At 59.5% G+C, this 22,514-nt stretch carries 16 protein-coding genes; 4 read left to right on the forward strand and 12 right to left on the reverse strand.

What is annotated here, in order from left to right; translation table 11 throughout:
* Positions 1 to 59 precede the first annotated feature (59 nt).
* The 12 genes from rpoB to DTI93_RS08545 form a co-directional block, all read right to left on the reverse strand.
* A complete protein-coding gene (rpoB, locus tag DTI93_RS08490) occupies positions 60 to 4,226 on the reverse strand; it encodes a DNA-directed RNA polymerase subunit beta (RefSeq protein WP_043557823.1) in 4,167 nt (1,388 codons plus the stop codon).
* A 229-nt stretch (positions 4,227 to 4,455) separates the two neighbouring features.
* Positions 4,456 to 4,830, reverse strand: a complete 375-nt coding sequence (rplL, locus tag DTI93_RS08495) for a 50S ribosomal protein L7/L12 (RefSeq protein ID WP_043557822.1) — start codon at positions 4,828 to 4,830, stop codon at positions 4,456 to 4,458.
* Between the two features lie 62 nt (positions 4,831 to 4,892).
* Positions 4,893 to 5,417, reverse strand: coding sequence for a 50S ribosomal protein L10 (gene rplJ, locus DTI93_RS08500; protein ID WP_043557820.1), 525 nt, complete (start codon positions 5,415 to 5,417; stop codon positions 4,893 to 4,895).
* Positions 5,418 to 5,686: 269 nt separating this feature from the next.
* Positions 5,687 to 6,379, reverse strand: a complete 693-nt coding sequence (gene rplA, locus DTI93_RS08505) for a 50S ribosomal protein L1 (protein ID WP_043558313.1) — start codon at positions 6,377 to 6,379, stop codon at positions 5,687 to 5,689.
* 4 nt (positions 6,380 to 6,383) lie between these two features.
* On the reverse strand, positions 6,384 to 6,818 hold the full coding sequence (gene rplK, locus DTI93_RS08510; protein ID WP_043557819.1) for a 50S ribosomal protein L11: 435 nt from the start codon (positions 6,816 to 6,818) through the stop codon (positions 6,384 to 6,386).
* 120 nt (positions 6,819 to 6,938) lie between these two features.
* Positions 6,939 to 8,546 (reverse strand): efflux transporter outer membrane subunit, encoded by a 1,608-nt coding sequence (locus DTI93_RS08515; protein WP_043557818.1) that lies wholly within the window; start codon positions 8,544 to 8,546, stop codon positions 6,939 to 6,941.
* Positions 8,546 to 9,907: an efflux RND transporter periplasmic adaptor subunit gene (locus DTI93_RS08520; protein ID WP_052348862.1), complete on the reverse strand. Its 1,362-nt coding sequence runs from the start codon at positions 9,905 to 9,907 to the stop codon at positions 8,546 to 8,548. Before DTI93_RS08520 ends, DTI93_RS08515 begins: the two co-directional genes overlap by 1 nt.
* The gene (locus DTI93_RS08525; RefSeq protein ID WP_086431268.1) at positions 9,904 to 13,083 is read right to left on the reverse strand and encodes an efflux RND transporter permease subunit; all 3,180 of its coding nucleotides are present in this window, start codon (positions 13,081 to 13,083) and stop codon (positions 9,904 to 9,906) included. The genes DTI93_RS08520 and DTI93_RS08525 overlap by 4 nt, the downstream gene beginning before the upstream one ends.
* Before the next feature lie 272 nt (positions 13,084 to 13,355).
* A complete protein-coding gene (locus DTI93_RS08530; RefSeq protein WP_043558309.1) occupies positions 13,356 to 14,789 on the reverse strand; it encodes a HAMP domain-containing sensor histidine kinase in 1,434 nt (477 codons plus the stop codon).
* Positions 14,776 to 15,507, reverse strand: coding sequence for a response regulator transcription factor (locus DTI93_RS08535; protein ID WP_052348917.1), 732 nt, complete (start codon positions 15,505 to 15,507; stop codon positions 14,776 to 14,778). Before DTI93_RS08535 ends, DTI93_RS08530 begins: the two co-directional genes overlap by 14 nt.
* A 52-nt stretch (positions 15,508 to 15,559) precedes the next feature.
* Complete coding sequence (locus DTI93_RS08540; protein ID WP_081562855.1) at positions 15,560 to 16,744, reverse strand: aminoacetone oxidase family FAD-binding enzyme; 1,185 nt, start codon at positions 16,742 to 16,744, stop codon at positions 15,560 to 15,562.
* A gap of 32 nt (positions 16,745 to 16,776) precedes the next feature.
* Complete coding sequence (locus tag DTI93_RS08545) at positions 16,777 to 17,445, reverse strand: glutathione S-transferase family protein (protein ID WP_043557811.1); 669 nt, start codon at positions 17,443 to 17,445, stop codon at positions 16,777 to 16,779.
* A gap of 157 nt (positions 17,446 to 17,602) precedes the next feature.
* Between DTI93_RS08545 and minC the strand changes: the two genes are divergently transcribed.
* The 4 genes from minC (at position 17,603) to DTI93_RS08565 (ending at position 22,499) form a co-directional block, all read left to right on the forward strand.
* A complete protein-coding gene (minC, locus tag DTI93_RS08550) occupies positions 17,603 to 18,313 on the forward strand; it encodes a septum site-determining protein MinC (RefSeq protein WP_103765221.1) in 711 nt (236 codons plus the stop codon).
* A 181-nt stretch (positions 18,314 to 18,494) separates the two neighbouring features.
* Positions 18,495 to 19,310 (forward strand): septum site-determining protein MinD, encoded by an 816-nt coding sequence (gene minD, locus DTI93_RS08555; RefSeq protein ID WP_081562853.1) that lies wholly within the window; start codon positions 18,495 to 18,497, stop codon positions 19,308 to 19,310.
* Positions 19,307 to 19,615, forward strand: a complete 309-nt coding sequence (gene minE, locus DTI93_RS08560) for a cell division topological specificity factor MinE (protein WP_043557807.1) — start codon at positions 19,307 to 19,309, stop codon at positions 19,613 to 19,615. The genes minD and minE overlap by 4 nt, the downstream gene beginning before the upstream one ends.
* Before the next feature lie 361 nt (positions 19,616 to 19,976).
* On the forward strand, positions 19,977 to 22,499 hold the full coding sequence (locus DTI93_RS08565; protein ID WP_249080356.1) for a TonB-dependent siderophore receptor: 2,523 nt from the start codon (positions 19,977 to 19,979) through the stop codon (positions 22,497 to 22,499).
* The last annotated feature ends 15 nt before the right edge of the window (positions 22,500 to 22,514 follow it).

Consider the following 22,514-nt stretch of genomic DNA (forward strand, 5'->3'; position numbering starts at 1 on the left):
GCGGCGTCCCGCCGGCACGTTAAACATGAACAATGAAGAAGAAGCGGAAAGCACTGCCCTCACAGCCCTCCCTGCTCAAGTTCGACATTCAGACCAAGCGACTTCAGTTCCTTCACCAGAACGTTGAAGCTCTCTGGAATACCAGCTTCAAAGTCGTCCTGCTCACGAACGATCGCCTCATACACCTTCGTCCGGCCGGACACATCGTCCGATTTCACCGTCAGCATTTCCTGCAGCGTGTAGGCAGCACCGTAAGCCTCCAGTGCCCAGACCTCCATCTCACCGAAACGCTGACCACCGAACTGGGCCTTACCACCAAGCGGCTGCTGGGTGACCAGCGAGTAAGGACCGATCGAGCGGGCATGAATCTTGTCATCAACAAGGTGATGCAGCTTCAGCATGTAGATGTAGCCCACCGTGGACTGACGCTCGAACTTCTCGCCCGTACGCCCGTCGATCAGCTGGGACTGACCACTCTCGCTGACACCAGCCTTCTTCAGCATCTCCTCGATGTCAGGGATGGAGGCACCATCAAACACCGGAGTTGCGATCGGCACGCCCTTGCGCAGGTTGTTGGCCAGCTCGATCAGCTGATCGTTGTCCATCGTGGCGATATCTTCATTGAAGATCTTCTCACCATAGACATCTTTCAGACGGTCCAGCAGCTCCTGCCGACGCTCACCCGTGCGCTGATATTCATCAACCATCGCACCGATGCTCTGGCCGATATTGGCACAGGCCCAGCCCAGATGCGTCTCCAGAATCTGCCCCACATTCATGCGGGACGGCACGCCCAGAGGATTCAGCAGCAGATCAACCGGCTGACCATTCTCGAGGAACGGCATGTCCTCGACAGGAACGACACGGGACACCACACCCTTGTTACCGTGACGGCCAGCCATCTTGTCACCCGGCTGAAGCTTGCGCTTCACGGCAATGAAGACCTTGACCATCTTCATCACACCAGGCGGCAGCTCGTCACCACGCTGGAGCTTCTCGACCTTGTTGTCGAAGCGGTTGTTGATGCGCTTGATGGCACCATCAAACTCACGGCACAGCGTTTCCAGCTCGGCCATGACAGCCACATCGGCAACAGGAATATTGCGCCACGTCACACGGGGATGCTCACCCAGCAGCTCGGCCGTGATCGGTGTGCCAGCCCGCACGCCCTTGAAGCCTGCAGCAGCTTCCTGCCCGACCAGACGCTCCTTGAGGCGGTTGTAGAAACTGCGCTCCTGGATGGCACGCTCGTCATCACGGTCCTTGGCCAGACGCTCGATCTCGGCCCGCTCGATGGCCATGGCACGCTCGTCCTTGTCCACACCACGGCGGGAGAAGACACGGACATCAACCACCGTCCCGCTCGTGCCCGGGGGCAGCTTGAGGGAGGTGTCACGTACATCAGAAGCCTTTTCACCGAAGATGGCACGCAGAAGCTTTTCTTCCGGTGTCATCGGGCTTTCACCCTTCGGCGTCACCTTGCCGATCAGGATGTCACCCGGATTGACCTCGGCACCGACATAGACAATGCCGGCCTCATCGAGGTTGCGCAGGGCTTCCTCACCGACATTCGGGATGTCACGGGTGATTTCTTCCTGACCCAGCTTGGTATCACGGGCCATGACCTCGAACTCTTCAATGTGAATTGAAGTGAAGATGTCATCCCGGGCGATACGCTCGGAGATCAGGATGGAGTCCTCGAAGTTGTACCCGTTCCACGGCACGAAGGCCACGAGCACATTACGGCCCAGAGCCAGCTCACCCAGTTCGGTGGACGGACCATCAGCGATGATGTCACCGGCAGCGACCAGATCGCCAACCTTCACCAGCGGACGCTGATTGAGGCAGGTAGACTGGTTGGAACGCATGTATTTGCGCAGACGGTAGATGTCCACGCCCTGGGTGGCCCCCTGCTCGTCCGTCGCACGGATCACGATACGGGCACCATCCAGCTGGTCCACCACACCGCCACGCTTGGCGATGATGGTCGCACCAGAGTCGTGCGCCACAGGGCCTTCCATGCCGGTACCGACCAGCGGGGCATCAGCCTTCACCAGCGGCACGGCCTGACGCTGCATGTTGGAACCCATCAGCGCACGGTTGGCGTCGTCGTTTTCCAGGAACGGAATAAGCGCAGCAGCCACGGAAACCAGCTGCTTCGGCGACACGTCACAGGCGGTAACCTGTTCCGGCGGCACAAGACGGAAGTCACCGGTCTGGCGGACAGCCACCAGCTCATCCGTCAGACGATTGTCGCTCTGCTTGGCATCGGCCTGCGCCACCAGAAGGCGTTCTTCCTCCATGGCGGAGAGATACTTCCAGCCGTCCTGGAAAACGCCATCCTTCACCAGACGATACGGCGTCTCGATGAAGCCGTACTTGTTCACCTTGGCATAAGTGGCCAGGGAGTTGATCAGACCGATGTTCGGCCCTTCCGGCGTCTCGATCGGGCAGATACGGCCATAATGGGTCGGATGAACGTCACGGACTTCAAAGCCTGCACGCTCACGGGTCAGACCGCCCGGACCAAGGGCCGACAGGCGACGTTTATGTGTCACCTCGGAGAGCGGATTGGTCTGATCCATGAACTGGCTGAGCTGGGAGGAACCGAAGAACTCACGTACGGCAGCAGCAGCAGGCTTGGCGTTGATCAGGTCATGCGGCATGACCGTGTCAATATCGACAGAGCCCATACGCTCACGGATGGCGCGCTCCATACGCAGCAGACCGATGCGATACTGGTTCTCCATCAGCTCGCCGACGGAACGGACACGACGGTTGCCGAGGTTGTCGATATCATCGACCTGACCACGACCATCCTTGAGATCGCAGAGAATCTTGACCGTCCGCAGGATGTCTTCCTTGCGCAGCGTCCGCAGCGTATCGGGCGCATCCACATCCAGCCGCATGTTCATCTTTACACGGCCAACGGCAGACAGGTCATACCGGTCCTGCGAGAAGAACAGACCATGCAGCATGGCTTCTGCCGTCTCACGGGTCGGCGGCTCACCAGGGCGCATGATGCGATAAATATCGATCAGCGCCTCTTCCCGCGTGGTGTTCTTGTCCGCCATCAGGGTGTTGCGGATCCACGGGCCATGCGTCCCGTCAATTGCGAGAAGCGGAAGCTCCTTCAGGCCCAGCTCTTCCAGCTCGGCCAGTTTCTCTTCCGTCAGCTCCTCGCCAGCCTCGGCATAGATTTCACCGGTCTTTTCATTGACAAGGTCATGGGCAATGAAGCGACCCAGAATATCCAGACGCCCCACCTGCACAACACGGGTCTTCTCGGCGATCTTGCGAACGACACGGGCTGTCAGTTTGGTCTCGGCATCTGCCACAACCTCGCCGGTATCAGCATCCACCAGCGGGCTGAGCAGCTTCAGGCCACGGAAGGCATCCGGCTCAAACGGGCGGGCCCACTCGCCACCCATGCGGGTGAAGGGCACGACATCGTAGAAAGTGGAGAGAATCTCGTCCTCATCCATACCGGCAACTTCGAGTGTATCGACGTCACCACCCTCGGCCAGCTTGGCTTCACGAGCCTTGAGGTAATTGTCACCTTCCAGTGCATAGAGCAGCGTGGTAACCGGCAGCTTGCGCTTGCGGTCGATGCGGACATGGATGATATCCTTGGCATCGAACTCGAAATCGAGCCAGGAACCACGGTAAGGGATGATACGGGCAGCAAAAAGATACTTCCCGGAAGAGTGTGTCTTGCCCTTGTCGTGATCGAAGAACACGCCGGGACTACGATGCATCTGGGAAACGATGACACGTTCCGTCCCGTTGATGATGAAGGTCCCGTTGTCCGTCATGAGCGGCATGTCGCCCATATAGACTGGCTGCTCCTTCAGGTCGTGAATGGAGCGGGTTCCCGTATCCTCGTCAATATCCCACGTTGTCAGACGCAGAATGACCTTCAGCGGGGCTGCATAGGTCAGGCCACGCTGGATGCACTCTTCCACATCGTATTTCGGTTCTTCGAATTCATAATACTGGAAATCCAGCCGCCCACGGCCAGCAAAATCATGAATCGGAAAAACTGAACGGAACACCTCCTGAAGGCCAGCCGGCTCCCGGCTGTCGGGGCGCACATTCATCTGCAGGAAAGCTTCATAGGAAGCCCGCTGCACGTCAATCAAATTAGGCATCGGCGCAATTTCGGGAATGCGCCCGAAGCTCTTGCGGATCCTCTTACGCCCTGTGAACGATTTTGTGATCGCCATCTTATCCTGCCTCTGAACCAGACCTTCAAGTCGTCCGCTATGTGACCATCCCATTAACCCCATGGAATATCAGACGACTTGAACGGCTGGCTTAATCCTGTCTATGACGCGTGACGGAATGCCTTACTATAGACAACTTCCCTGTCAACGGCAAATGGGGCGGGCACCATAAAGCACCCGCCCACTCGCTCCAACGGCTCCCCCAAAGGGGACCGCATGGATACAGCTCTTACTTGATCTCGACAGTAGCGCCGTTCTCTTCCAGAACCTTCTTGATCTTCTCAGCCTCGTCCTTCGTGGCGCCTTCCTTGATGGTCTTCGGAGCGCCCTCGACCAGGTCCTTGGCTTCCTTCAGGCCCAGACCCGTGATGCCACGGATTTCCTTGATGACGTTGATCTTCTTGTCACCAGCCTTGGCCAGAACAACATCGAACTCTGTCTTCTCGGCAGCAGCTTCACCACCAGCAGCCGGAGCAGCAGCAACAGCAGCAACCGGAGCAGCAGCGGAAACGCCCCACTTCTCTTCGAGCAGCTTGGACAGCTCGGCAGCTTCCAGAACGGAGAGAGCGGACAGTTCGTCAACCAGTTTTGCCAGATCGGCCATGATAATATCCTCTAAGATGCGTAAATGTCAGGCGGCGTCGCTCATGCGGGCCACCCCGTTAATCAAGCGGCTTCCGTGTCGCCTGTTCTGGCATAGGCACCAAGAACGCGAGCAAGCTGCCCAGCCGGAGCCTGGGTGACGCCTGCGATGCGGGTTGCCGGGGTACTGATCATACCAACCAGCTGTGCACGCAGCTCGTCCAGAGATGGCAGGGAGGCCAGTGCCTTGACGCTATCAGCCGTAAGGGTCTGATTGCCAAGGGCACCACCAAGTACCACCAGCTTGTCATTCTTCTTGGCGAACTCGACCAGCACCTTCGCCACGCCAACCGGCTCATCCGACCAAGAAATGGCCGTCGGGCCTTTAAGCAGCGGCGCAATGCCGTCGAACTGGGTCCCATCCAGAGCACGGCTGACCAGCCGGTTCTTCGCAACCCTGTATGTCGCACCTACAGCGCGGATGTTGCGGCGCAGTTCTGTCGCATCGGCAACCGTCAGACCCAGATTCTGGGTGACGACAACCATGGACGTGCTACCAAACACCTTGCTGAGGGACTCGACAAAGGCCCGTTTTTCCGTACGGTCCAAAACCTGTCTCCTCGTTAGTCCGATTGCTCGGACCAGGTTACCCATAGGCCCTGCCCTGCCCAAAGGCACAACAGAGCCCGCTCGCCTGTCCATGATAAGGAAGACCGCATCGCACCCAGAGGGCCTGATACGCTCTGCCCGTCTCACGCCTGCGCCCGAAAAGGGCTTTAAGGGATGACACCCACATGCGTTCTAGGACAGGAAAGGAGCAGCCTGGGCTGCTCCAGAACACCACCCTGGAGGGTGGCGATTCCATAATCTCCCCTCAATCAGCCTTCAAAGCTGGAGAGATCGATACGCACACCTACCCCCATTGTGGAGGAAAGTGAAGCCTTTTTCAGATAAGTCCCCTTCGCACCGGACGGACGGGCCTTCTGGAGCGCATCCACCAGAGCCTTCACGTTCTCAGCCAGCTGGGACTCGGAGAAAGAAGCCTTGCCGACGCCAGCATGAACGATACCGGCACGCTCGGCACGATATTCCACCTGACCGGACTTGGCAGCCTCAATGGCACCCTTGACGTCCATCGTCACGGTACCGAGACGGGGGTTCGGCATCAGGCCGCGCGGACCAAGAATCTTACCCAGACGTCCGACCAGAGCCATCATGTCCGGGGTGGCAATGCAGCGATCGAACTCGATCTCACCAGCCTGCACCTTCTCGGCCAGGTCTTCCGCACCGACAACCTCGGCACCGGCGGCGGCAGCTTCCTCAGCCTTCGGGCCACGGGCGAACACACCGACACGCAGCGTCTTGCCCGTACCGTGCGGCAGGGAGATCAGACCACGGACCATCTGGTCAGCATGACGGGGATCAACACCGAGACCGATGGAGAATTCAACCGTCTCATCGAACTTGGCCGTTGCGTTGCTCTTCACCAGAGCGACAGCGTCGTTCAGGGAGTACAGCTTGTCACCATCAACCTTGGCGCGCAGGGCGGCAATACGTTTGTTCTTGGCCATGTTCTCAGCCCTCCACCACATCAAGACCGATGGAACGGGCAGACCCTGCCAGCATACGCACGGCACCATCGATGTCGTTTGCGTTCATGTCCTGGAACTTCTTCTCAGCAATCTCACGCAGCTGGGATGTCGTCACGGACCCGACGGAAGACGCACGGCCAACCGTCTGGGAACCCTTGGTGATCTTCGCTGCCTTCAGCAGGAAGTAGGTGTTCGGCGGCGTCTTCGTAATGAAGGTGAAGGTACGGTCCGCATAGGCGGTGATCACGACCGGGATCGGCATCCCCGGCTCAAGACCCTGCGTCTTTGCGTTGAATTCCTTACAGAACTGCATGATGTTCAGACCGCGCTGACCCAGCGCCGGACCGACAGGCGGAGACGGGTTAGCTTTGCCAGCCGGAATCTGCAGTTTGATGTAGCCAACTACTTTTTTGGCCATATCCGGGACTCCCTAATTTACAGTTCCCGAACCGTGGTTGAGACGGCAGGGATCATCCCCGCCTCCCACGTTCGACTGAGAGGGTGCCTAGACCATTCCCCCCATACCGTCAAGCAGGAATCAGGGGTGCGCTGGCACGGCAGCCGCCCCCGTCAGGTCACGTTCCGCAACGGGTGGTTCGATCTCAGAACCCTTCTGCGGGGTTCCCACCGGCACCTCACCGGCAGGGCGGGCATGGTGCAGCCCCTCATACTGCAACGGCCCAATCGGATCGATGCTCTTTATGTCCGGCAGGAGCCTGTCCGACCAGCCGCCGCCAAGGGCACGGATGAGCCTGACCGTGGACTGGAGCTGCCGTGTCTGCGCCTGCACCTCCAGCAGGCGGGCCTTCAGCGCATCCTGCTGGGCCACCAGTGCATCCAGATAGTTCGTCAGCCCCCCCGTATAAAGAGCCATCGTCATGGCCTGTGTCCGCAGTGCAGCATCCACTGCCTGATGCTGCTGGAGCCGTTCCTGATGGTACAGGGCTGTCTGGCTCAGCCCATCCTCAACATCCTGAAAGGCCGCCAGAACCGTCGCCCGATAGGCGTCCACGCGTTCCCGATATTGCGACCAGGCCCGTTGCAGGGCCGCACGCCGCATCCCCCCCGTGAAAAGCGGCTCCACAGCCTGCACGGCCACCCGCCAGAACGCCTTGGAGATGCTGGCCAGATCAAACCCGGCATCCTCGAAGCCACCCGTCGCACTGATGGTGATATGGGGATAGAAAGCTGCCCGGGACACACCAATGGCCCGTGCAGCGGCAGCCATCTGCCGCTCGCTCATGGCCACGTCGGGCCGTCTCTCCAGCAGTGTGGATGGGATACCTTCCTTCACCCGGATGGTATCAAAATGCAGCCGGAAATCCTTGACCGGCTGGATGTGGAAACTGGCAGGCACCATGTTCACCATGACAGCAATGGCATGTTCCTGCACCTGCCGGGTCGCCTCCAGATAGCTCCTTGCCGCCTGTGCGGAGTACAGCTCATTCTCCGCACGGGAGACATCCAGCCCCGCACCAATGGCCCCACCCTGCCGCAACCTCGTGATCTCCACGGCCGTACGGAAATACCGGATGGAATCATCATAAACAGCCAGCTGGGCATCAATCCCACGCAGTGCCATGTAGTTTGATGCCAGCTCGGCCTGGAGACTCAGCCTCGTCAGTGCATATTCAGCAGCCCCGGCCTGCGCCAGATTTTTCTGCATGTGCGTCTGGTTGCGGATGGCATCCCAGAAATCCGGCTCCCACGTGGCGGCACCGCTATAGGCGACGTTGGATTCATAAATGGGCGTATTGTTGCTCCGCCGCAGGAAGAGCCGCCCATCAGACTGCTTGTTCCGGCTCATCTGCGCCCCACCGGCCAGCTGCGGATACAGACGACTTTCCGTCTCACGGGCGATGTCACGCTCCTGCGTGAAAACCTCCGCCGCTGCCTGAAGGTCCGGATTATAGACGTTCAGCCGCTCTTCCAGCTCATCAAGCTGGGGATCGTGGAACAGCTTCCACCATTCTCCCCGCACGACTGCATCGGCCGGCTTGGCATCCCCCATGATGCCTTTGCCTGCCCACCCCTCCGGGTAAATGAAATGTGGCCTGTGATAGTTCGGAGCCAGATCACATGATGTCAGAAAAAAAGAGAGCCCTCCTGCCAGAAGGGAGACCGTCTTCCACACCCCTGTTGCCATCAGTGCTGCCCCTGTTCCTGTCTGACAGGCGCAGAATCGGATGCCGTTGCCCCTCTTTCGCCCGGCTTTGCCTGATCATCAGGGCTGTTTTCCTCCGGTGGTGGCATCGCACCGACACGCCTCAGATCATTCGATGTCACATTCGGCACTGGCTTCTCAGTGTCTTTAGGTTTGACATCATTATATCCACGGGTGGGTGTCACAACCCGGACCTCATCACCATCCAGCATGTCGGCTGTCGGATTGGCCACAATCTCATCATCCAGGGACATGCCGGAAAGAACCTGTGTCGTCATGCCAAAATTCGTACCGACCTGCACAGTCTCCAGCCGGACATGATGATTCACAACCTTGGCCACCTGCATCCCCTGGGCACGGAAGATGAGAGCACTGGTAGGTACAATCAGCACGTTCGGGTCGCCAGGAGCCTGGATATGCGCCGTGGCATAAGAATTGGGCCAGAGCAGCCCATCAGGATTGTCCAGCACCAGCTCGGTCGTCACGGTCCGGGTTGCGGCATTGAAGGCATTGGCCGTGGCCAGAAAACGGGCCTTGAACACACGCCCCGGATATTGTGGCACGCTGAGCTCCGCACTGATGCGGGGCGAAATGACACTGGCAAAATCCTGCGGTACCGATACGAACACACGGATCCGATGCACATCCGCCACGGAAAACAGCTCGGCGATCGCCCCCCGTGAATTGAGATTGCCCCCGGCCGCGTTCACATAATCCCCGACATTGACCAGACGGGACGTCACGATCCCATCAAAAGGGGCTACGATACGTTTGAAATTCTCCAGCGCCTCCACCCGTTCAACTTCATGGGCGGCAGCGTCAAGCTCGGCCTTCTGGGCAGCGGCATTGGCAGCCTGCACATCCACCTCCTGCCGGGAGACGGCCTGTGTCCCCCGCAGGGCTGTCCAGCGCTGCGTGGTAATCAGCGCCAGTTTGTAACGGGCATTGATGACCTCATAATGCGCCTTGGCCGCCGCGTACTGGGCATCAATGCTCGGTGTGCTGACCTCCGCCAGAAGGTCGCCCCGCTTCACATGGGCCCCGTAATCCTTATACCACATCTTCACATAACCAGAGACCTGCGCATAGATCGGCGCCTCATACCAGGCTGCCAGATTGGCAGGCAGGTCCACGGTCCGGGTGGCAGGACCCGGCTGCGCCTTTATCAGCACGACACGGGCAATGGCACTGTCCTGCGTCTCCCGCACCAGCTCTCTCCTGTGCAGGGCACGCTGCACAAGCCCCAGTACAACCAGCCCTGCAAGCACCGCCAGAAGGATGAGAATCAGCAGGCGCCCCCTGCCACGAGCCGGAGATGGAGTCTGATGGGGGGACGGATTCATGAAGGTTCTCCTTCTGGAGTGGCCCGGTCACTCTTCGGGGCACCACCATGGATCAGGGCAAAAACGCAGGGGACAAACAGCAGCGTAGCCACCGTGGCCATCATCAGCCCGCCGATCACGGCCTTGCCCAGCGGCGCATTGGAGGAATTGCTGATGGACATGGGGATCATACCGATCATCATGGCAAGGGCTGTCATCAGCACGGGCCGGATGCGTTCAAATCCGGCTTCCGAGGCGGCAAGAACGGCATTACCGTGTTCCTCCAGCCGCTCCCGGGCAAAAGCCACAACCAGCACGGCATTGGCCGTGGCTGTCCCCATGCACATGATGGCCCCTGTCAGCGCCGGAACGGACAGGGTCGTATGGGTCAGGAACAGGCTCCACGCAATCCCGCCCAGAGCGGCAGGCAGAGCCATGACAATGACGAACGGATCCAGCCACGACTGAAAGTTCACGACAATGATCAGATAGACCAGCACGATGGAAAGCAGCAGCCCACCAATCAGCTGGACATAAGCATTGTTCATCGTCACGACCTGCCCACGCACCACCATGCTGGACCCATGCGGCAGGTCAGGCCGGACGCTTTCCACCTCCCGGTTCACAGCACGGGACAGAGCCCCGAGGTCGATCCCCTCTGCCGCCACGTAGATGTCAAACACCGGCATGATGTTGTAGTGGGAGACTTCCGCCGGTGTCCCTGTCTGTTCGATATGACTGACACCACCCAGTATCTGCATGGTCCCGTTCTGCGGGTTGCCATCCCCCTTGTCGAGCGGCATCTTCTCCAGGTCATTGAGGGTCTGGAGATACATGGCCGGGGCCTGCACGTCGATCAGCTGTGAAGTGCCCTGCGGGTTGAGGTAATAAGTCTGCCCGACCTGCGAACTCCCCGAAAGGGTTGTCAGCACATTGAAGGCGATATCACGCTCCGTGATGCCGGTGCCCATGGCGAAACTGCGATGGGCATTGATGAGCATGGTCGGCTGGGTCATGGGTTGCTGGACACTGACATCCACCGCACCGGGAATTCTGCGCAGACGCTGGGCCAGACGGACGGCGAAGGCATAATTATGCTGGAGATCCCGCCCGACAATCTGGACATCAATGGGAGATGGCAGGCCAAAATTGAGAATCTTGGCTGTCAGATCGCCCGGCTGGAAGGTGAAACCTATCCCCGGGAAAGCCGTGCTGAGGGCCGTACGCAGGCGCTTGCGGTATTCGGCGATCGGACTTTCATCATCCTCCAGCTGAATGGTGACATCACAGTCCTGTGTTCCTGTCGTGGGAGAGGGCACCATAGCCTGGTTCATCTGGCTCATCGGCAGGCCGCAGTTATTGACGATCAGCTTCACCTGACCCGGCAGGGCCTCACGGATTTTCTTTTCAATCAACCCGCTGAGTTTGGCACTTTCCTCAATACGGGTTCCGACCGGAGCCCGGAAATGCATCTGCATGGTCCCGGATTTGATCTCCGAGAAAAAATCCTGCCCGACAAAGAAAAGCAGAAGAAGAGACGCCAGCGCACCGGAGAGGAAAAGAATGATGAACCGGGCCCGTATCGCCAGTACGGCCAGAAGAACATCATGATAACTTTGGCGGAACCGCTCGAAATATGCCTCAAATCTCTCCTGGAACCTGCCAAAGAAACCCTTTTTCCGGCTGGCATGGTCAGGATGGCGCTGCTGCTCCACCTGTGCGGCCAGAAGCCAGTTCGCCATCGTCGGGACGAGCGTTCTGGAAAGAACGAAAGAGGCGATCATCGCAAAAATGATGGCCTCGGCCATCGGCATGAACAGCCATCCCGCCACACCTGTCAGCTCAAAGAGCGGGAACCAGACAATGCAGATGCAGGTGGTCGAAACGAATGTCGGGATGACGATCTGGTTGGCAGCATCGACAATGGCAGGCTCAAGCTCCTTGCCCATATGAAGGTGGGCATCAATATTCTCGATCATCACCGTGGCATCATCCACGAGAATACCGACAGCCAGAGCCAGACCGCCCAGCGTCATCACATTGATGGATTGCCCGGCCAGGCTGAGGCCAATCAGAGCCGAAAGCATGGCCAGCGGAATGGAAACCGCTACGATCACGGTCGAACGCCACGACCCCAGAAAGAGCAGAACCGTCAGGCTGGTCAGGATGGCAGCGGTGATCATTTCCCGCACCACATCGACCACGGATTCCTTCACGAAGCTGGATGCATCGGTGAGAATATCCATGCTTGTGCCGGGGGGAAGCGTCTTCTGGATATCCGGCAGAAGTTTCTTCACCCCGCTCACCACATCCAGCGTGGAAGCGTTCCCGCTCTTCAGGATGACGATCATCACCGCCTGCTTGCCTCGCACCAGCACGGCGTTCGTCTGCGGCGGCCCACCCTTGTGGACCCAGGCCACATCCCGCAGATAGATGACGGAATTACCCACCTGCTTGATGGGCATCCGGTTGAAAGCGGCAATATCCATGGGGGCAGAATTGGTCCGCACCATGAAATCCATGGCACCGACCTTCTGATCCCCGGCCGGAAGCACGATATTCTGCCTGTTCAGGGCGCTGGCCACATCCACGGCAGAGAGACGGTGCGCCAGAAGCTTCACCGGGTCGATATCCACCATGATGTCCGCTGCCACACCACCATAAGGATTGGGGATGGCCGTCCCCGCTACGGAAACCAGCTCCGGCCGTATGAGGTTGGAGGCCATGTTATAGACCTCCGAAGCGGACATGTTGGGATTGTTGACCTGCAGGGTCAGGACAGGGACGGATGATGCATCCAGTGCCAGAATGAGCGGCGGCGTGGCCCCGGTGGGCAGCTGCTTGATGACCGTCTGGGACACGGAAGTGATCTGCGTCTGGGCAACGCTGGTATCCGTACCGGGCTGGAAGAAGATTTTGACAATCCCACGCCCGTAATAGGAGTTGCTCTCAATGTGCTCGATATTGTTGACGGTCGCCGTCAGGGCGCGCTCATAATAATAGACGATACGGCCGGAGACTTCCTCTGGCATCAGCCCTGTATAGGACCAGACAGCTGCCACCGTCGGAATCCTGATGTTGGGGAACACGTCCGTCGGCGTGCCCAGGATGGCCCTCACCCCGAAAATGAGGATCATGATGGACATGACCACAAACGTATAGGGCCGCCGCAGGGCGGTCAGGACAATGGCATTCATGACGGGCAGGACCCCATGTCGGACAGGGGCAGTCCCAGCATGAAGGCCCCCTCACCCATCCCCGCTTTCATTCGATAGGCTGTCTTCTCTGTCTCGATACTGCTGGGCAATCTGTCTCTCCACCTGGACGGGCCACAGGTGCCCGAAGGCCCCAACCCTGCGTCCGGGGGATTATAACGACGCAACCCAAAGAAAAAATGCTTTTCATCTGAAAAGATTTTTAAGAACACGGTTCCGTTACCAGCCTTTTATCTGCCACGGCCCATCACACCTCACCCTGCGCACTGGGCCTGTTCAGGAACCGGGAAAACAAGACGGAACACGGTTCCGCTGCCAACATCCCCCTGACGGTTCTCATCAATCACGAGACGGGCCTCATGCAGCCGGACGATGGCCGCCACAAGGCTCAGCCCCAGCCCGCTGCCGGGCACGTGGCGGCTCTTGTCTGCCCGGTAGAAGCGGCCCATCACGGCATCACGCTCCTCCACCGCAATACCAACCCCGGTATCCCGCACCTCGAACCACGGTTCCCCCAGCTCGTTCCGCCCTGCCCGTAGAGTGACAGCTCCCCCCTCCCCCGTGAATTTCAGAGCATTGTCCAGAAGATTGGCCAGAACCTCGTTCAGCAGGTCGGCATCCCCCCAAAGCTCCACGGGGCCTTCATGAGGTATCACGGACAGGGTCAGCCCCTGCGTTTCTGCATTGGGCTCGTACAGATCAGCCATGTCGGCAATGAGAGGCATGATATCCATGCGCCTGAAACCAGCCCTGCGCTGACCATTTTCAATCTCCCCGATCCTCAGCAGGGCCGTAATGACAGAAAAACACTGCTCGAGATCCCTCTGGCACAAAGCCATTGCCTGCTCGAAGCGGAGCTCCTCCTCCGGGGTCGATGTCAACGCCTGTACAAAACCGTTCAGGCGATCCAGCCGGGCCTGGACACGGGCCAATGGTGTACGGAGATCATGGGCAATGTCGTTGCCAACATCCCGCATTTCACCCATCAGCTGCTCCAGCCGGTCCAGCATTCTGTTGACCGACCCGGCAAGACGGTCAAGATCATCATGACCGCGCCCGACAGGCAGGCGCTCCCGAAGCTGCCCCTTAACGATCTGCTCGATGGAATGATGCATCTTGGTGATGCGCCCCAACGCACGGCGGCTGAGGATCATCCCCGCCATGAGAGCAAACAGTACGACCGGAACCATGGAGAACAGGGCGCATTGCCGGGCCACACGCCGCAGCTCATCCACCATGTGGCGGGAGCGCCCCAATACCAGAAGGCGGGTCTTCCCCGGCTGCATCCCCGGCACTTCCACCACAAGAAAGCGCATGACCGTCACGGAATGATCCGGCAGGACAAAGGAGAGATTCTGGGTAGAAGGACTGGCCGTAAGCCCTGCGGGCCACGTTGTCATGTCCCCGGCTATGGGGTGATGGTCCCTGTCGAACAGGGCGGCAGCATTCAGGAAGATGCGCAGCTCGCTCGTGCTGCGTTCTTTCAGCCGGACCTCCAGATCACCCGGGGCCTCCTGCATCAGGACCGAAGCAGAACGGCGCAGCAGGTCGTTGGTGCGCAGCTGCTCATAAGTACTGATCTGCCCGTAAAGCAGGATCAGCTCCAGCAGCATCCCCAGCACGACGACACAGACAAGCCCCAGCGTCAGCCGGAACGCCGCCGTACGAAACAGGTCACTCCGGGACACGCAGGCAGAACCCGGCACCACGGATGCTGTGGATCAACGGCTCCTCGCCATCCCGGTCCACCTTGCGACGCAGCTTGCCGATATGCACGTCCACCAGATTGGTGCGGGGGACGAACCGGTAATTCCAGACATCCTCCAGCAGCATGGTCCGGGTCAGCACCGTATTGGGGCGGCGGATCATGTATTCCAGCAGCCGGAACTCCCGTGGCAGAAGGTCGATTTCCCGCCCGTCCCGTCGCACCCGCCGTTCCAGAAGGTCCATCTCCAGCGGCCCCAGCTTCAGCATGGAGGTACGGCCATAGATGGGACGGCGCAGCAGGGCTTCCAGCCGGGCGGCCAGCTCTTCCATCACGAATGGTTTTGTCAGGTAATCGTCCCCGCCCGCCTTCAGGCCACTGATGCGGTCATCCACGGCTGACAGGGCCGACAGGACCAGAACCGGCATGGTCATGCCCTGCTCCCTCAGGGTCTCCAACACGCTCAGCCCGTCCATGCCCGGCAGCATGCGGTCCATCACCAGCAGGGCATAATCATCCCGGCGGGCCATCTCCAGCCCCTCGGTCCCTGTTGCTGCACGTGAAACCTCATAGCCACGCCCGCACAGATCCCCCACGATCTCTTCCGCAAGACTGTCGTCATCCTCGACAAGAAGAAGCTTTACCGGGGCCTGTCCCTCACCCTCCAGCGGAGCATCGCTGGGCCATGGCTGCCGTTCCATCTTCTTCATCTTCTTTTCCGCCGCCATCGCATCGCCCCTCCTCTGGCCACCATCACACACCAGACCGCCCTGCCGCAGCCTGTCCGGCCGCCACGCCACTGGCCCAGGCCCACTGGAAATTGTACCCTCCCAACCAGCCTGTCACATCCACGGCCTCTCCGACAACATACAGCCCCGGTACCGTGCGGGCCTCCATGGTCTGGGAGGACAGGTCTCTCGTATCCACACCGCCCCGCATGACCTCTGCCTTGGCGTAACCCTCCGTACCCGCCGGGTGGAGAACCCAGTCACTCACCTGCGCTGCCAGGGCACGCACCGCCTTCGCTGGCTGTTCCGCCAGCGGGCGGTCATCCAGCATTCCAGCAACCAACACCTTCACCAACCGGGCGGGCAGGGCCTCCAGCAGGGCGGGCGCATGAGCCTTCGGGCGCTGCTGGCAGATACCCCGCATATCCTCATGAACATCACGCCCCGGAGCCAGATTCAGGCGCAGGGCTTCATGCCTGTCCCACCATGACGATATCTGAAGGATGGCCGGGCCGGACACACCCCGATGGGTGAAGACCATTCCCCCCGTGAAGACCGGCTTCTTCCGCCCGGCCAGCGAAGCCGTGACCTGAAGGGACACACCAGCAAGATTCGGCTGGGCCGCTTCAAGACGAAAAGGCACGAGGGCCGGAGCGGGTGGCACAATCCGCAGGCCGAACTGCCGGGCCAGCTTCAGGGCAATGTCGGTGGCGCCCAGCTTGGGCAGGGCCAGCCCCCCCGTTGCCAGAATGATGGACCGTGCCCGCACCGGCCCCTGTGATGTCTCCAGTGTGAAACTGTGACCATCATGGCTCACATCACTCAGGGAACAGCCCAGCTGGAACGTAACCCCGCCAACCCGACATTCATCTTCCAGCATGGAAACAATCTGCCGGGCCGATTCATCGCAGAAAAGCTGTCCCTCTTCCTTCTCATGCCAGCGAATGCGGTATTTCTCGACAAGGGACAGAAAATCCTGCGGGCGGTACCGGGCCAGAGCGGAGCGGCAGAAACGGGGATTTTCAGAGCGGTAATATGTCCAGTCCGCCTTCAGGTTGGTGAAATTGCACCGCCCACCACCAGAAATGAGAATTTTCCGCCCCGGCTGATCGGCATGGTCCAGAAGGACAGTCCGCGCGCCCCTCTGCCCTGCCGTGGCAGCCGCCATCATGCCAGCTGCCCCCGCCCCCATGACGGCCACATCCCACATCACCATGTCTGCCCCACGCCCTTCATGACCCGTCAGAAATCAAGATCGGCATAATGGGCAGGTGGTTTCACGCCGCTGACACGGTCACCCAGAAGATCACGGAAACAGGGGCGGGACTTTATGCGGGCGTACCAGTCCCGCACGCACGGAGCCCGGCGCCAGTCGATATCACCCAGAAAATCCAGGGCGGAAATATGGGCCGCAGCCGTAAAATCTGCCGCTGTCAGAACAGAACCCCCCAGCCATGTCCGTGTTTCGGCCAGATAGCCAATGTAATCCAGATGGAAACGGAGATTCTTGTACCCTGCCTGAAGAATCTTCCCATCAGGATGCCCCTGCCCGAAAAGACGCTTCTCCACCTTTTCCCCCAGAAGGTTGACCATGACTTCCTGCTGGAAGAGCCGCTCAAACCAGTCCATGAGGCGGCGAACTTCCACCCGTTCAGCCAGATTGCGCCCCAGAAGAGAGGTCTCCGGGTAGGCATCCTCCAGATATTCGGCAATCACACGCCCGCCAGGCACGACCATGCCACTGTCCTCCACCAGAACGGGCACCTCGCCTGCCGGATTCAGTTCGTGAAACCGTTCGTTCTGCTCCCACGTCTTTTCCACGACGAGCTCAAACGGCAGCTTCTTCTCTGCCAGCATGAGCCGCACAAAACGCGATTGCGGAGACAGGGGTAAGTGATGCAGTATACGCATATGTTTTTCCTACGGCATTTTTGCATCAGGGAACAGAGACCATTCCAATCAGTCCAGACACAACCACGGTGATCCACAGTTCATGTCCAGCCCATCAGCATCTCCGTCGTTTCATCCGTCAGATGCGTCCGCAGTGCAAGCCCCAGGTACCAGCAGAATGACCATCCGTGCCCGGGGCCGGTCTTTCCTGGCACTCATTCTCTCCCCAGAAGCCCCGCTGAAGGACTGGCTGGCCGGACTGGATGAGCATATGAGGCGCGCCGCCGGATTCTTCAACCGCCAGCCCGTCATTCTGGACCTCAGCCTGCTGGATGAAAATACGGAAGGACTGGCCGGTTTCCAGCAGGAACTGCGCCAGCGCCATATCCATCTGATCGGCATTGAGGGGGGAGATCGCCACTGGGCAGCCCTCCAGTCATGGGAGTGGCCCATCGAACTCCAGGGCGGGCGCCCGAGCGGGCCCGTGAACCTGCCCGATGGCGAAGAGCCGCAGGCGGCCGAGCCCGCCACTGCGAACCTGAGCGAACCGCTCATCATCAACCGGGTCGTACGCTCTGGCCAGTCCATCCAGAATCCCGATGGGGACGTCATCGTGCTGGGGGCCGTCTCCTCTGGTGCGGAGATCATTGCCGGTGGGTCCATCCACGTTTACGGGCCGTTGCGCGGGCGGGCCATTGCCGGGGTGGACGGCCATCCCCAGGCCCGCATCTACACCGCCAAGATGGAGGCCGAACTGCTCGCCATTGACGGTTTCTACATGGTGGCCGAAGAAATGCCGGAAGACTCCGTGGGGAAAGCCGCACAGGTCTATCTGGAACAGGAACGGCTGAATGTGACTCCCCTTCAGGCAGGGACTGTCAAAATATGACTTTTTCCTTTTTGAAAAAAGAAAACTGCCCACTTGTGACACAGAATGTCTTATCAATGCTTAATCATCACTGTAGAGTGTGAAGCAACAAGGCAAGGTTCCCTTTTACTGAACCTTAATCATCTGCAATAATGTCCACAAATAAGGCTCATGAGCCGACTGCGGGAAAGCTGAAAATTTCATGGCAAAGATCGTTGTTGTTACATCCGGCAAAGGGGGCGTTGGCAAAACGACAACAACAGCCGCCCTTGGGGCCGCCTTGGCGCGAAGCGGACAGAATGTGGCTGTGGTCGACTTTGACGTCGGGCTCCGCAACCTGGACCTCATCATGGGGGTCGAACGGCGGGTCGTGTTCGACCTGATCAACGTCATCCAGGGGGAAGCCACACTCCATCAGGCCCTGATCCGTGACAAGCGCTGTGATACCCTGTCCATCCTGCCGGCCTCCCAGACCCGGGACAAGGACGCCCTGACAAGCGAGGGCATAGAACGGGTGATGAACGAGCTGCGGGAGCGCTTCGACTGGATCCTCTGTGACAGCCCAGCCGGCATTGAGCGCGGGGCCCAGCTGGCCATGCATCATGCCGACCACGCCGTGATCGTCACCAATCCGGAAGTCAGCTCCGTCCGTGACTCTGACCGCATCATCGGTATGCTCGACAGCCAGACAGCCCGGGCACAGAAAGGTGAGACGGTCGAGAAGCACCTGCTTCTGACACGCTACGACCCGAGCCGGGCCTCCCGTGGTGAGATGCTGAGTGTTGAAGATGTCGTGGGCATCCTCTCCCTGCCCCTGCTTGGCGTCATTCCCGAAAGCGAAGATGTCCTCAAGGCCTCCAACGTCGGGGCTCCGGTCACTTTTGCCTCCCCGGAGAGCGTCCCTGCCCTGGCCTATTTCGAAGCCGTGGCCCGCTTGGAAGGCAAGGACATCCCCGTCACCATCCCGACCGAAAAACGTGGTCTGTTCGACCGCATCTTCAAAAAGAGGGGATCATGAGTTTTCTGGACAGCTTCTTTTCCCGGAAACGCCCCGAGGCAAGCAGCAATGTAGCACGGGACCGGCTGCAGATCCTGCTGGCGCATGAGCGGCAGGCGCAGGAAGGTGGGGACTCAACCCTCCTCCGGACTCTCCATGCTGAAATCCTTGAAGTTCTGGCACGTCATGTCTCCATTGATGAAGACAATGTGCAGATCAAGATGGATCGGGGGCAGAAATGCTCCAAGCTGGAGATCGACATCCAGGTCCCGCAGAGTGGCCTGCGGGCGCAGGTTTCCACCATGACCCCCAATGAGGACCTGTAGTACTCCCTTTCCCTTGACCAGACCTTGTGCGGGGCCTGCCCCGCCACTGTCTCCCTATGCCTGACAGGGATGCTGCCAGGCCGGTTTCTGCAGTCTTCGCTGCTCCGCTCCCCAGAGGAGCTTTTTTTGTCCCATAATGAACGATTCATCATAGTTCATTATGTGTCCAGGACAGCACAGTACGGCGCCTTTCATGCAACAGGTGCCCTGTCACACCCTCTATCCCATGGTCTTGAAGACGACTGTTCTATATCAGACAGGCGCATAGATGTTTCTATTTTTCACTATGAAGAATAGGAGTTTGCCCGGATGATCCCCCGTGTGCAAGGTCCTGCTTCACCTGCTGGAAAGTTGGTCTCTGATGCGTTCCCTGCCTCCTTCACGTCGCCTGACTACCCTCCCCTCCCTGCTTGGCATCGGGCTGGGCTGCATGACGGCTCTATCCTCCCAGGTCAAGGCGGCAACCAGAGACCAGACCATGGCCCCGGCACAGGAAAAAATATCTGCCACAGGAAAGCCCAAACCCATCACCAGGCGGCAGGCCACCACCCCGTTGCGTCAGAAACACGTCCAGCAGGTGCCCGGCGGAACGGAAACGCTCATCGTCACAGGGACACGGGAGATCGGGAAAAAGGCCCGTGATTCCATTGCACCCATTGATATCGTCTCCAGCCGGCAGCTCACCAGTACCGGCCAGCCAACCCTGCGGGATGCCATGCAGCTCCTGCTGCCATCCCTCACCGTCCCCACAGGCGGCTTTGATACAGGCGCCCTGACGGATTCCATCAGCCTGAGGGGACTGAGCTCCAATGAGACGCTGATCCTCGTCAATGGGCACAGGCGACACACCACGGCCAACATCTATGCCGATTCCGGGCCGCAGCAGGGCACGACCCCGACCGACATCGACATGATCCCCCTCTCTGCCATCGATCACATCGAAGTGCTGCGAGATGGTGCCTCGGCCCAGTACGGATCGGATGCCATTGCCGGAGTAGTAAACATCATCCTCAAGAAGCAGGATCACGGACTGACGATCCGGTCCAACAGCGGCATCACCAGCAAGGGAGACGGCTACCAGCAGGGCATCTTCATTGATGGCGGGGCCTCCTTCGGGGAGGACCGTGGCTTCATCCATGTCAGTGGCGACCTCGTGCATCAGGACCACAGCTTCCGCTCCGGACCGGACAGCCGGACCGGAACAACCATCAACAAGATCCTGAGCCAGCCGGAACAGACCCGGGAGTCCGTAGCCATCAATGCAGGCTATGACATCACCAACACGCTCCAGCTCTACAGCACGGCCACCTATGCCCACCGCCATGCGGAGGCCTTCCAGAATTACCGTCTGCCCTCATCCCTTGCCAGCACACCCGGTTACGCCGCCATCTACCCGGACGGCTATTCCCCCCTCCAGACGCTGGAAGAAAATGATTTTGAAATCACGGCAGGGCTGAAAGGCCGTCTGGCAGGCTGGCACTGGGACCTGTCCAGCACGTACGGGCGGGATTTCGACAATATCGGCCTGAAGAATGACGCCAACAAGGCTCTTCCCGCCTCCGCCCTGCAAACCACCTACAACAGGGTGCAGGGCTTCAATGACACGCAGTGGAACAACGAGCTGAACCTGAACAGGAAGCTCAATCTGTCCTTCTGGCCCCACAGCATCAATCTCGCCGGAGGGGCCGGATACCGTTATGAAGCCTACTCCATTGCTGAAGGCTCCAGTGCCAGTACCTATGGCGGCGGCACCAGCCTGGCCCTCGCCGGAACAAGCCCCCGCAGTGCGGGCAACTCCAACCGTGACGTGGTCTCCGGTTATGTCGACATTTCCACCCATCTGACAAAGCACTGGCAGCTGGACATGGCCGGACGGTACGAACATTACACCGATGTCGGCAACACGCAGACCGGCAAGATTTCCACCCGTTATGACGTGTCAAGGAGGCTTGCCTTCCGGGGGACATTCAGCAACGGCTTCCACGCTCCCACACTGGCGCAGGAACATTATTCCGCCCTGACCCTCTCCCCGACCGTGGCCCGTGGGCTGGTGGCCGCCACCTCTCCCGGAGCCCTGGCCAGCGGGGCCCAGCGTCTGAAACCGGAGCAGAGCACGAATGTGGAAGGGGGCATCATTGCCGAACCCTTCAAAGGGCTGCATATCACGACCGATTTCTACCAGATCGACCTGCGGGGCCGCATCCTGCCCGGGAACAACCTCTATGGTGTGGAAGCCGCCAACATTCTGGCAGCCAACGGCATCACCGACCTGCCCGCCAACATCACGAACAACAATCTGTCCACCCAGTGGTTTGCCAATGTGGCGAACACCCGCACGCAGGGCATGGACATGACCATCACCTACACCACGAAACTGCGCCACGCCGGGCGCATCAACTGGGATGCCGCCATCAACCTGAACCGCACCAGACTGCGCCATCAGGCGACCCGCAGCGACGGCACGCCAGTCCTCAACGCCCCCAGCCGGGCCTACATCACGACTGCGTATCCCCGCAGCAAGATCATCTTTGGTGGCACATGGGTATCCCCGGCGCATCGCTGGGCCGTTGCCCTGCATGAAATCCGGTACGGGCAGACAACCTCCGCCCTGACCTATTACCGGAACAACAATACCTCAACGGCCTCGACCACCAATTACCTCCAGTTCCATAACAGACCGAAATGGACGACCAATCTTTCGGTGACGTACAACATCAATAAAATCTGGAGTACAACACTGGGCGGGAACAACATCTTCGCCGCCTTCCCCAGCAAGGTGCCCCATGGCAACCGTTATCTGGGAGCCGCCAAATACTACCTGAGCACATCCCAGCTCGGCATCAATGGCGGCTACTATTATCTGGACGTGTCAGCCCACTTCTGAAAAGTGGGCCAGACG

It is taken from the genome of Parasaccharibacter sp. TMW 2.1884 (assembly GCF_023337695.1).
In the GTDB taxonomy this organism is placed as follows: Bacteria; Pseudomonadota; Alphaproteobacteria; order Acetobacterales; family Acetobacteraceae; genus Bombella; species Bombella apis.

Bases quoted from the DNA above. Each gene is read 5' to 3' on its own strand.
- DTI93_RS08565 (WP_249080356.1), top strand. From the start codon at position 19,977: ATGCGTTCCCTGCCTCCTTCACGTCGCCTGACTACCCTCCCCTCCCTG.
- DTI93_RS08545 (WP_043557811.1), bottom strand. From the start codon at position 17,445: ATGCGTATACTGCATCACTTACCCCTGTCTCCGCAATCGCGTTTTGTG.
- rplK (WP_043557819.1), bottom strand. From the start codon at position 6,818: ATGGCCAAAAAAGTAGTTGGCTACATCAAACTGCAGATTCCGGCTGGC.
- DTI93_RS08520 (WP_052348862.1), bottom strand. From the start codon at position 9,907: ATGAATCCGTCCCCCCATCAGACTCCATCTCCGGCTCGTGGCAGGGGG.
- rplA (WP_043558313.1), bottom strand. From the start codon at position 6,379: ATGGCCAAGAACAAACGTATTGCCGCCCTGCGCGCCAAGGTTGATGGT.
- DTI93_RS08535 (WP_052348917.1), bottom strand. From the start codon at position 15,507: ATGGAACGGCAGCCATGGCCCAGCGATGCTCCGCTGGAGGGTGAGGGA.
- DTI93_RS08540 (WP_081562855.1), bottom strand. From the start codon at position 16,744: ATGTGGGATGTGGCCGTCATGGGGGCGGGGGCAGCTGGCATGATGGCG.
- minE (WP_043557807.1), top strand. From the start codon at position 19,307: ATGAGTTTTCTGGACAGCTTCTTTTCCCGGAAACGCCCCGAGGCAAGC.
- rpoB (WP_043557823.1), bottom strand. From the start codon at position 4,226: ATGGCGATCACAAAATCGTTCACAGGGCGTAAGAGGATCCGCAAGAGC.
- minC (WP_103765221.1), top strand. From the start codon at position 17,603: ATGACCATCCGTGCCCGGGGCCGGTCTTTCCTGGCACTCATTCTCTCC.
- DTI93_RS08525 (WP_086431268.1), bottom strand. From the start codon at position 13,083: ATGAATGCCATTGTCCTGACCGCCCTGCGGCGGCCCTATACGTTTGTG.
- minD (WP_081562853.1), top strand. From the start codon at position 18,495: ATGGCAAAGATCGTTGTTGTTACATCCGGCAAAGGGGGCGTTGGCAAA.
- rplL (WP_043557822.1), bottom strand. From the start codon at position 4,830: ATGGCCGATCTGGCAAAACTGGTTGACGAACTGTCCGCTCTCTCCGTT.
- DTI93_RS08515 (WP_043557818.1), bottom strand. From the start codon at position 8,546: ATGGCAACAGGGGTGTGGAAGACGGTCTCCCTTCTGGCAGGAGGGCTC.